Annotated in this window: 8 protein-coding genes; 3 read left to right on the top strand and 5 right to left on the bottom strand. The window is 63.0% G+C overall.

What is annotated here, in order from left to right; all coding sequences use genetic code 11:
• Positions 1-248 precede the first annotated feature (248 nt).
• Complete coding sequence (locus tag AC30NL_RS11780; protein ID WP_489464191.1) at positions 249-1,745, top strand: sensor histidine kinase; 1,497 nt, start codon at positions 249-251, stop codon at positions 1,743-1,745.
• Between the two features lie 200 nt (positions 1,746-1,945).
• On the opposite strand, the gene rodA is transcribed toward AC30NL_RS11780, so the two are convergent.
• The 5 genes from rodA to AC30NL_RS11755 form a co-directional block, all read right to left on the bottom strand.
• The gene (rodA, locus tag AC30NL_RS11775) at positions 1,946-3,100 is read right to left on the bottom strand and encodes a rod shape-determining protein RodA (protein ID WP_489464189.1); all 1,155 of its coding nucleotides are present in this window, start codon (positions 3,098-3,100) and stop codon (positions 1,946-1,948) included.
• Entirely contained in the window at positions 3,097-5,151 is a 2,055-nt protein-coding gene (gene mrdA, locus AC30NL_RS11770) for a penicillin-binding protein 2 (RefSeq protein WP_489464188.1), read from the bottom strand. Before mrdA ends, rodA begins: the two co-directional genes overlap by 4 nt.
• A 135-nt stretch (positions 5,152-5,286) precedes the next feature.
• A complete protein-coding gene (mreD, locus tag AC30NL_RS11765) occupies positions 5,287-5,808 on the bottom strand; it encodes a rod shape-determining protein MreD (protein WP_489464187.1) in 522 nt (173 codons plus the stop codon).
• A 31-nt stretch (positions 5,809-5,839) separates the two neighbouring features.
• Positions 5,840-6,772, bottom strand: a complete 933-nt coding sequence (gene mreC / locus AC30NL_RS11760; RefSeq protein WP_489464186.1) for a rod shape-determining protein MreC — start codon at positions 6,770-6,772, stop codon at positions 5,840-5,842.
• 136 nt (positions 6,773-6,908) lie between these two features.
• Positions 6,909-7,952, bottom strand: a complete 1,044-nt coding sequence (locus AC30NL_RS11755; protein ID WP_489464185.1) for a rod shape-determining protein — start codon at positions 7,950-7,952, stop codon at positions 6,909-6,911.
• Positions 7,953-8,272: 320 nt separating this feature from the next.
• On the opposite strand from AC30NL_RS11755, the gene gatC reads away from it, so the two are divergent.
• Positions 8,273-8,572, top strand: a complete 300-nt coding sequence (gene gatC / locus AC30NL_RS11750; protein ID WP_489464184.1) for an Asp-tRNA(Asn)/Glu-tRNA(Gln) amidotransferase subunit GatC — start codon at positions 8,273-8,275, stop codon at positions 8,570-8,572.
• Entirely contained in the window at positions 8,569-10,056 is a 1,488-nt protein-coding gene (gatA, locus tag AC30NL_RS11745; protein ID WP_489464183.1) for an Asp-tRNA(Asn)/Glu-tRNA(Gln) amidotransferase subunit GatA, read from the top strand. The genes gatC and gatA overlap by 4 nt, the downstream gene beginning before the upstream one ends.
• Positions 10,057-10,060 lie beyond the last annotated feature (4 nt).

Genomic DNA, 10,060 nt, shown 5'->3' with positions numbered 1-10,060 from the left:
TAAACAACCATCCTATCGATCCTTGGTCAGCCTCCTCCCTTTGCCTTCAACCATTTGCGCGCGTTTCCCAGGGCTGGAAGGCCAAAGTAAGTGCCATTCGGCTATGGCGAGCATTTGCAACGACGAGCAGGGGGCTTTTGGCGTGATGAGCGAGCATGATCGAAATACTCTCAGCCTCTGAGCGCACCGATGAGGTGGCGCAGCGTGAGAGTGACATTCCCGCGAGCGGCGGTATTCTTTCCCCGCGAATGACTGCCCCGCGACGAGAACAGCGATCCCTGTTCGGCGAGATCCTCGACTGGATGCTCGCCCCGCTTCTGCTGTTGTGGCCGATGAGCGTGGTGCTGACTTGGCTGGTTGCGCAGGGCATCGCCAATAAGCCCTACGACCGCCAGTTGGGTGAAATGGTGCAGCTGCTGTCCAAGCAAGTTCAGGTGGAAGCGCCCGGCGGGCGACCGGTCGCGAGGTTCAGCTTGCCGGCGAGCGCATCGGACATTCTGCATACCGACGAATCTGACGATATCTACTATCAGGTGCTCGGTCTGCGCGGCGAGTACCTGAGCGGAGACCGCTCGCTGCCTGTGCCCACGGAAGACGATCGTGCGCCGCCTGGCGAACTGCATTTTCGTGACGACACGCTGAACAACGACAGCGTGCGCGTGGCCTTCTTGTGGGTGGACGTGCCGGGCCGGCCGCCGAATGCCGCGCCACTGGTGCAGGTTGCCGAAACACTGGGCAAACGCTCGCGGCTCGCCACGGAAATCATCAAGGGCGTGATCCTTCCGCAATTCGTGATCCTTCCGCTCGCCGTGCTGCTGGTATGGCTCGCGCTCGCGCGCGGCATCGCGCCGCTGAATGAATTGCAGCAGCGAATCCGCAAACGAGACAGCAGCGATTTGAGTCCCATCGACGAGCATGACGTGCCGGAAGAGGTGTCGCCGCTGGTGCGCGCCATCAACGACCTGCTCGCGCGGCTCGATCAATCGCTGAGCGCGCAAAAACACTTCCTGGCCGATGCTGCGCATCAGTTGAAGACACCGCTGGCCGGGTTACGCACGCAGGCCGAACTCGCGCAACGAGAGATCGATGCCGGCACCACGGACCCGAAGGCGGTAAAGCGATCGCTGCAGCAAATTGCCCTGTCGAGCCAGCGCGCGGCGCACATGGTGAACCAGCTACTCGCCATGGCACGGGCGGAAGACACGGGACATGCCTCTCGTCGGCAGAGCGTCAACATCGCGCGGCTCGCCGAAGAAACGGTGCGCGACTTTGTGCCGCGTGCGCTGGAAAAGCGCATAGACATCGGCTACGAACGGCCGGAAACCGCTTCGCTGCAGATCCAGGGTCACTCCTTGCTGCTGCGCGAGTTGATTCGCAACCTCGTGGATAACGCGCTGCAGTACACACCTGCGGGCGGAACCGTGACAGTTCGGGTGATGAACGACCCCTTTGGACAGGTGGTCGTGCTCCAGGTGGAAGACACCGGGCCGGGCATTCCAGCCGCGGAGCGGGAGCAGGTGTTCCAGCCTTTCTATCGGGCGCTTGGCACGAACGTCGACGGGTCAGGGTTGGGTCTGGCGATCGTGAGGGAGATTGCGCAGCAGCACGATGCGCAGATTCTGTTGGAGGACGCGAACTTGCGGCATCGATCGAAATTGAACGATCAGGCTGGCGGGACCATCGGGCCGGGAACGCGATTCACGATACGGTTCCACGTGACCCCGCCTGCGCCGCCGTCAGCATGATGTATTCGCCGTGGGTGCGCACTCGGAGCTTTGAGGCCTCAGAGGCTGAGAGCTTTTCGATCATGCCCGCTCATCACGCCAAAAGACCCCTTCTCGTCGTTGCAAATGCTCGCCATAGCATGAGCCATGGCTGCGCTTTGCGCCTGGATCAGGCGCCTTTTGACGTGCTGCTCGGATACGCTCGAAATACTCTCAGCCTCTCAGCTCTGCACCAGCCGTCGATTCTTTGCAATTGACATCAATATCCCCAGCCCCAAGCCCAGGGTCACCATCGCCGTCCCGCCATAACTCACGAAGGGCAGCGGAATGCCCACCACCGGCAGGATGCCGCTCACCATGCCCATGTTGACGAAGGCGTAGGTGAAGAAGCTGAGCGTGATGGCCCCTGCCAGCAGCCGCGTGAAGACTGTGGGTGCATCGGCGGCAATCATCAGCCCTCGAAATATCAAGAAGCAGAATCCCAGCAGCAATCCGCCCACCCCCATTAATCCGAACTCCTCCGCGAAGGCCGCAAAGATGAAGTCGGTGGTGCGCTCGGGAATGAACTCCAGGTGGGTCTGCGTGCCCTTCATGAAGCCCTTGCCATCGATGCCGCCGGAGCCGATGGCGATCATGCCCTGGATGATGTGGAAGCCTTTGCCCAGCGGGTCGGTTGTCGGGTCGAGCAAGGTGCAGACGCGGTGCTTCTGGTAGTCGCGCATGAGCGGCCACTTCACATCAGGCTCGCAGATGCGGTCGGCCGACACCACCACGGCAGTGATGGCGATGGCGCCCACGAGCAGCACCGGAAGAATGAGCCGCCACGACAGCCCGGCGAAGAAGATCACGTAGAAACCCGCCGAGAACACGAGGATGGCCGTGCCCAGGTCGGGCTGCTTGACGATGAGACCGACGGGAATCGCGAGCAGCAATAGCGCGACGGTGAAGTCGGGCACACGCACTCGGCCCTCGTGGCGCTGGAACCACCACGCGAGCATCAGCGGCATGGCGATCTTCAAGATCTCGCTCGGCTGGATGACAACGCCGACGTTGAGCCAACGCGTCGCGCCCTTCTTTGTGACGCCTATCACCGCGGTTGCAATCAACAGGGCCACGCCAACGGAATACAGCGGCACAGCGAGCGCCATGAGCTTCTGAGGCGACACCTGCGCCACCAGGAAGAGGATGCCCAAGGCCAACATCATGTTGCGCGCGTGATCGACGAATCGCGTGCCGTGGTCGAAGCCGGCGGAGTACATCGTGACCAAGCCGAAGGCGGCCAGCCACAGCATCGCGAAGATGAGCGGACCGTCGAAACCGGTGACCACGGGTCGCACGCGCTGCCACATCGAGGGCTTGTCGAAAACAGCGCTCATCGTTGCGCTCCAGCTGGCGCGTTCAAGGCCACCCGTTGAATTGGCGCCGAAGCGGGCTGCGACGCAGCCGCAGGCACTACGGCGCCTTGCGGGGGCAGCAGACCCGCTGGCGCGCCAGGCAGAGGCACTTCAGACGCGACGCGCGGCGTGCCGATCGGCGCGGTGGAAGCGCCGCTTTGGGTGGCCGCAACGTCCTCCACGCTCGGATATTGGCCCTGCAGCACGTAGTCGAACATGCGACGCGCGATCGGGGCGGCCGCGCCGGCGCCGAAGCCCGCGTTTTCCACCACCATCGCGACGGCAATCTGTGGCGACTCCAGAGGCGCAAACGCCATGTACAGCGCATGGTCGCGATGTCGTTCGTCAACCTTGCTCGCGTCGTATTTTTCGTTCGCCTTGATCTGCACGACCTGCGCCGTGCCGGTCTTGCCGCCCGACTTGTAGGGCGCGTTGATGAACGAGGCGCGTGAGGTGCCTTCCGTCGTCACGCCGTATAGCGCCGCGTGAATGACGGCCACGTGTTCAGGGTTGAGCTGCACTGGCGGCAGGGTCACGCCTTGCAACGGCCTTTGCACGCGCGTCTCGACGTTCTCGATCGCGCGAACGACGTGCGGCTTGAACCGCTGGCCGCCCGCCGCCACCGTCGCCGTGGCTTGCGCGAGCTGAAGCATGGTGAAGGTGTTGTAGCCCTGGCCGATGCCCAGAGAAATCGTTTCACCGGCATACCACTTCTGAAGTTCTTTTCGCTTGTATGCCTTGCGCTTCCATTCCGTAGAAGGCAGCACGCCCTTGAGTTCACCGTGGATGTCGATCCCCGTGAGTTGACCGAACCCAAGCGGCGCCATGAAGTCGTGCATCGCATCGACGCCGAGGTCATTGGCGAGCATGTAGTAGTAGGTGTCGCACGACTGGACGATGGAGCGGTACATGTCCACCATGCCGTGGCCGCCCTCCTTGTCGTCGCGAAACTTGTGGTTGCCGAACCAGTAGTAGCCGGGGTCGCTGATCGCCTGTTGCGGGGTACGCTTGCCGAGCGAAAGGGCTGCGAGCGCCATGAAGGGTTTGTAGGTCGAGCCAGGCGGGTAGGCGCCCCGCAGCGCGCGGTTGAGCAGCGGCTTGTCGGGCGAATCGTTCAGGATCTTCCAGTTCTCCGCATCGATGCCATCGACGAAAAGATTCGGATCGAAGTTCGGTTTGCTCACAAAGGCAAGCACCTCACCGCTGCGCGGATCGATGGCCACGAGCGCGCCGCGTCGATCGCCGAACAACTCCTCCACCATCGCCTGCAGCTTGATGTCGATCGACATCACGACTGTATTGCCCGGCGTTGACGCATTGCTCTTGAGTCGTCGGACCGCCCGTCCGCCAGCGCTCGTCTCGACTTCCTCGAAGCCAGTTTGCCCGTGCAATTCAGCCTCGTAGCTTTGCTCGACGCCCAGCTTTCCGATGTACTCGGTGCCACGGTAGTTGGCCTCGTCGTCGGATTCGTCGAGGACCTCCTTCTCCGCGGCGTTGATGCGACCGATGTAGCCAATCAGGTGGCTAGCGAGCTCGCCGTAGGGATAGTTGCGAAAGAGCCGCGCCTTGATGTCCACCCCGGTGAAGCGAAAGCGCTGCGCCGTGAAGCGTGCCACCTCTTCGTCGGTCAGCTTGGTGCGGATAGGCAGCGACTCGAAGCTCTTGCTTTCCTCCATCAACCGCTTGAAGCGCTTGCGGTCGCGCGGCTGCACCTCAATCACCTGGTTAATCTGGTCGATGGTGGCGTCGAGATCGGTCACCTTGGACGGCATGATTTCGAGCGTGTAGGCCGAGTAGTTGTTGGCCAGCACGACGCCGTTGCGGTCGACGACCAGCCCGCGGTTGGGCACGATGGGCACGACTGCGATGCGGTTGTTTTCCGCCTGCGTCGACAGTTCGTCGTGGCGGTAGACCTGCAAATACACGAGCCGCACGGTCAGCAGCGAGAACGCGAACAGGACGAACGCAGCCGCAGCCACGAGCCGCGTTCTGAATCGGCTCATCTCCTGCTCGAGGTTCTTGAGTTCAGTCACGTTGTATGAAAGGCGAAAGAATGAAAAGTGAAACGTGAATGATGAAGATTGATCGTCACGAGTTGATTGCGCAAGCGCACGTTTCAACTTTCTCCGATATAAAAACGGCCCTCAGAGGCTGAGAGTCTCAGCCTCTCAAAGCGGACGGTTTTCGTCGGGGTCGGGCGCCCGGCGCTGCGGCGCAAGCAACATCCAGGTCACCACAGGCCACAGCAGCGATTCGAACACCGGCGCCAGCACCAGTTCCCATCCGGGCAACATGCCGCCCGCAATCATGCGAACAACGAACGATACGGCGTGTGCGGCACCGAAGACGGGAAGAATTTGTACCGCCTGGGACGGCACGGTGAACCAGCGCAGCCGACGGTGGATGGTGATCGCAAAAAAACTTAGCAGAGTGTAAGCAAGTGCGTGCTGCCCGAGGATGGCGCCGTCATGCACGTCCATCATCAGCCCGAACATGAATGCCAAGCCCACGCCCACGCGGCGCGGCTGGTGCACGTTCCAGAACACGAGGACGAGCGCCATGCAATCAGGCATGGCCGGGTGGCGGCCCAGCGGCACAAGGTTGATCACAAAGGCGACGAGGAGCGTCGTCCAGACAAAAAGCGGGTTGACTGGCAGCAAAAGCTGGTCGGAGCGGCGCGGCATGATCATGTTGCGGCTGAGCTGGTCGGCGTCCCGATGTTCATTTCTTGGCCGGCTTTCTGGTCTTGCCCGGCTTGGGCGGCACCTCGTCGACCGGCTCGGGTTTGGGCGGCATCTGCAGACCCACCGGCTCGAGAACGAGGACGTGGCGCACACCATCGGGCGGCGCACTGGGCACCAGCGTGACGCGGGCGAATCCGGTGTCGACCTTCCGATCCACGGCCGTGACCTTGGCCACCAGAAGTCCCGGAGGATAGACCCCGTCGACACCTGAGGTATTGAGCACATCGCCCACTTGGACGTCTGCATTGCCGGCCATGAAGCGCAATTCGAGCCCCGTTCCGATGCCTGTGCCATAGGCGGCGCTGCGGCTTTGAGTACGGACGTTGAGCACGGGGATGGCAGCGTCCTTGTCGGTCAGGAGGGTGATTTCGGCCGACAGCGGATAGACGCGAGTCACCTGGCCGAGTACACCCGCCTCGTTGATGACCGGAGAGGCGAGCACCACGCCCTGCGTCGTGCCGCGGTCGATGACGACCTTGCGCGAAAACGGATCGGAGGCTTCGTACAGGATCTCGGCCGGCTGCGATTTGACAGTGAGCGCCGAGCGCAATCCGAGCAGGTCACGCAAGCGCTTATTCTCGGATTCAAGCTGCTCCACTCGGGCCGCCCGTTCCGCTTGCTTCGCGAGCGTAGATCGCGCAGCCGATTCGCTGGACAGTGCATGCTGGAGACCCATCGCATAGTCGCCGGCGCCGTTCCACGCATCGACTGGCACGCGCAGCGCGCGCTCGACCGGATTGAGCACTGTTGCTACGATAGTTCGCACGGGCCCAGTGAGCTTGAAGCGCGTGTCGGCCACCATCAGAAACACGGCAAGCGCCGAGCAGAACATGAGCTTGGTCAGCGCCGAAGGCCCTTGCCGAAAGAAGGGCGGCGGGGTCCTGTCCAGCGTGCCGAGCGGCGTTACCACGACGTCTTGGGTCTGTTTGAAATAGGGATGTCAGCTCCTCGGCCGCGGCATACCGCGGCCGATCTTCCTGGAGAATCGAGCTCGGCTCGGGGCGGTCCGGCGCTCGGACTCGCAGCCGACCTCGACAGTTCCACACCTACTCCGAGGTGAAGATGGCACCCAGGCGCTCCATGCGCTCAAGCGCCATGCCGCAACCACGTACCACACAGGTCAGCGGGTCTTCTGCCACGAGCACTGGCAAGCCAGTTTCTTCCGCGAGCAATCGGTCGAGATCGCGAAGCAGCGCGCCGCCGCCGGTGAGCATCATGCCCCGTTCTGCAATGTCGGCGCCCAATTCAGGCGGCGTCTGCTCCAGCGCGTTTTTGACGCTCGACACGATCTGGTTGAGCGGGTCGGTCAGCGCTTCGAGGATTTCATTGCTTGAAATCGTGAAGCTGCGCGGCACGCCTTCAGAGAGGTTGCGGCCCTTGACTTCCATTTCCTTGACCTCGGAACCCGGGAAGGCGCTGCCGATGCTTTTCTTGATGGACTCGGCAGTGGGCTCGCCGATCAGCATGCCGTAATTGCGTCGGATGTAGTTGATGACGGCTTCGTCGAACTTGTCGCCTCCGACGCGCACCGAGCCCTTGTAGACCATGCCACCCAGCGAGATGACGCCGACTTCGGTCGTGCCGCCGCCGATGTCCACGACCATGGACCCGGACGCTTCACTCACGGGCAAGCCGGCGCCAATCGCCGCCGCCATGGGCTCCTCGATCAGGTAGACCTCTGACGCGCCCGCACCCAGCGCCGATTCGCGAATTGCCCGCCGCTCGACCTTGGTCGAGCCGCAGGGCACGCAGATGATGATCCGGGGGCTGGGCTTCAGCACCGAGCGCGGATGAACCATCTTGATGAACTGCTTGAGCATCTGCTCGGTGACGGTGAAGTCGGCGATCACGCCGTCTTTCATCGGGCGGATGGCCTCGATGTTGCCGGGCACCTTGCCCAGCATGGCCTTGGCCTCGGCGCCAACCGCCTGGATGGTTTTCTTGCCGTTGGGGCCGCCTTCGTGGCGGATGGCGACGACGGAGGGCTCATCGAGCACGATGCCTTTGCCGCGGACGTAAATCAGCGTATTGGCAGTGCCGAGGTCGATGGCGAGGTCCGTCGAGAAGTAGCGACGAAAGGATCCGAACATGGTGTTTTTTGGCGGGCGTTCTTTTGCGGGTCAGCAGGGTGTGAGCGACTGGCTGCACGCGGCCTGCTGCGCGCATGGGAATTCGTGTTGGGGACGATGATTGTGTTGGTCAAGCCGGCGGGCCGAGCGGGCCGGCTTGGGCAACACAAACGAAAACTGGATTCGCACTTGCCGGCAAGCCGCACGGACCTTCGAGCCATCCATGGGGTCACCGTCGGCTTGTGCACCCACAACCGGCGTGTTGTGGATTAACCGAAGATAATACCCGATCCCCCCCTGGATTCCGACCCTTTGCAAGGGTCCAATACAAACGTAAACCCATGGCATTGATCCCCGAGGACGTGACCCGCATCGCCCACCTCGCCCGGCTCGAATTGCAGCCGGCCGAACAGGCCGCAATGCTTGTCCAGCTCAACGATTTCTTTTCCATCGTCGAGCAGATGAGCTCGGTGGACACGAGCGGCGTCGAGCCCCTGTATACGCCGCTTTCCGCTGTGAGCGAGGTCGCCCTGCGGCTTCGTGACGACGTCGTGACCGAGGGCAACCAGCGCGACCTGAATCAGCGCAGCGCGCCCCTTGTGGAAGACGGCTTGTTCCTCGTGCCGAAGGTCATCGAATGAAGCCGCTACACGACATGGGCGTGGCCGAACTGGGTCGCGCGCTGGGCTCAAAACAGGTTTCCAGCACCGAAATCACGAAACATCTGCTCGCGCGGGTTGCGACTCACGAACATCTGGGTGCCTGGTTGTCAGTAGATGGCGAGGCCGCGGTGGCCCAGGCGCACGCGGCGGACCAGCGTCGCTCCGGCGGGGAAATCGGCATGCTCTTGGGCGTGCCACTTGCACACAAGGACATCTTCGTCACCCGCGATCTGCCCACGACCGCCGGATCGAAAATGCTGGAGGGCTATCGCAGCCCCTTCGATGCGACCGTCGTGAACAAGCTCGCGCAAGCCGGCACGGTGACGCTGGGCAAGCTCAACTGCGACGAGTTCGCGATGGGCTCGAGCAATGAGAACTCAGCCTTCGGGTTCTCGAAGAACCCGTGGGACACGTCCCGCGTTCCGGGCGGTTCTTCGGGCGGCTCGGCGGTCGCGGTCGCGGCCCGAATGGTGCCGGCCACCACTGGCACCGACACCGGCGGCTCAATCCGCCAGCCGGCCAGCTTCTCGGGTATCACCGGCATCAAGCCGACCTACGGCGTGTGCTCTCGCTACGGGATGATTGCCTTCGCGTCCAGCCTCGACCAGGCGGGCCCCCTTGCCCGCAGCGCCGAAGACTGCTCGCTGCTGTTGTCGGCGATGAGCGGCTTCGACGAGCGCGATGCAACGAGTGCACAGCGCCCGCCACAGGACTTTCATTCGGCAATGCTCAGCCCGCGCGAGGGCGCGACCGCCGCGCAGCCGCTGAAGGGCCTGCGTGTCGGCCTGCCCAAGGAGTTTTTCCCGGCAGCCCTGGCGACCGACGTCAACGGCGCAGTCCGTGGGGCCCTGGCTGAATTCGAAAAGCTCGGCGCGACGCTCGTCGACGTGAGCCTGCCTCGCACTGAGCTGTCGATTCCTGTCTACTACATCATTGCCCCGGCGGAAGCCTCGTCGAACCTGAGCCGCTTCGACGGCGTGCGCTTCGGCCACCGCGCGAAGAGGCATGGCGACCTGCTCGACATGTACAAGAAGTCGCGCGCCGAGGGCTTCGGCCCCGAGGTGAAGCGCCGCATCATGATTGGCACCTATGTGCTCTCGCACGGCTATTACGACGCCTACTACCTGCAGGCGCAGAAGCTGCGTCGCATGATTGCCGACGACTTCCAGGCCTGCTTCATAAAATGCGACGTGATCGCCGGCCCTGTAGCGCCCACGGTGGCATGGAAGCTCGGCGACAAGGGCGACGACCCGGTGGCGAACTACCTCGCAGACATCTTCACGCTGCCTGCGAGCCTCGCCGGCTTGCCGGGCATGAGCTTGCCCGCCGGCTTCGGCGAGGGTGGCATGCCGGTGGGCTTGCAGCTGATCGGCAACTACTTCCAGGAAGGGGCGCTGCTGCATGCCGCGCACGCCTTCCAGCTGGCGACCGACTGGCATTCGCGCGCGCCGGAAGGGATTTGACTCG

It is taken from the genome of Rhizobacter sp. (assembly GCA_021153565.1).
Classification (GTDB): Bacteria; Pseudomonadota; Gammaproteobacteria; order Burkholderiales; family Burkholderiaceae_C; genus Albitalea.
The sequence above is the reverse complement of the archived record's forward strand: the minus strand, read 5'-3'. Positions and strand labels throughout refer to the sequence as shown.

Coding starts and splice junctions, on each gene's coding strand:
- AC30NL_RS11780 (WP_489464191.1), top strand. CDS start 249: ATGACTGCCCCGCGACGAGAACAGCGATCCCTGTTCGGCGAGATCCTC.
- rodA (WP_489464189.1), bottom strand. CDS start 3,100: ATGAGCGCTGTTTTCGACAAGCCCTCGATGTGGCAGCGCGTGCGACCC.
- mreD (WP_489464187.1), bottom strand. CDS start 5,808: ATGATCATGCCGCGCCGCTCCGACCAGCTTTTGCTGCCAGTCAACCCG.
- AC30NL_RS11755 (WP_489464185.1), bottom strand. CDS start 7,952: ATGTTCGGATCCTTTCGTCGCTACTTCTCGACGGACCTCGCCATCGAC.
- gatC (WP_489464184.1), top strand. CDS start 8,273: ATGGCATTGATCCCCGAGGACGTGACCCGCATCGCCCACCTCGCCCGG.
- gatA (WP_489464183.1), top strand. CDS start 8,569: ATGAAGCCGCTACACGACATGGGCGTGGCCGAACTGGGTCGCGCGCTG.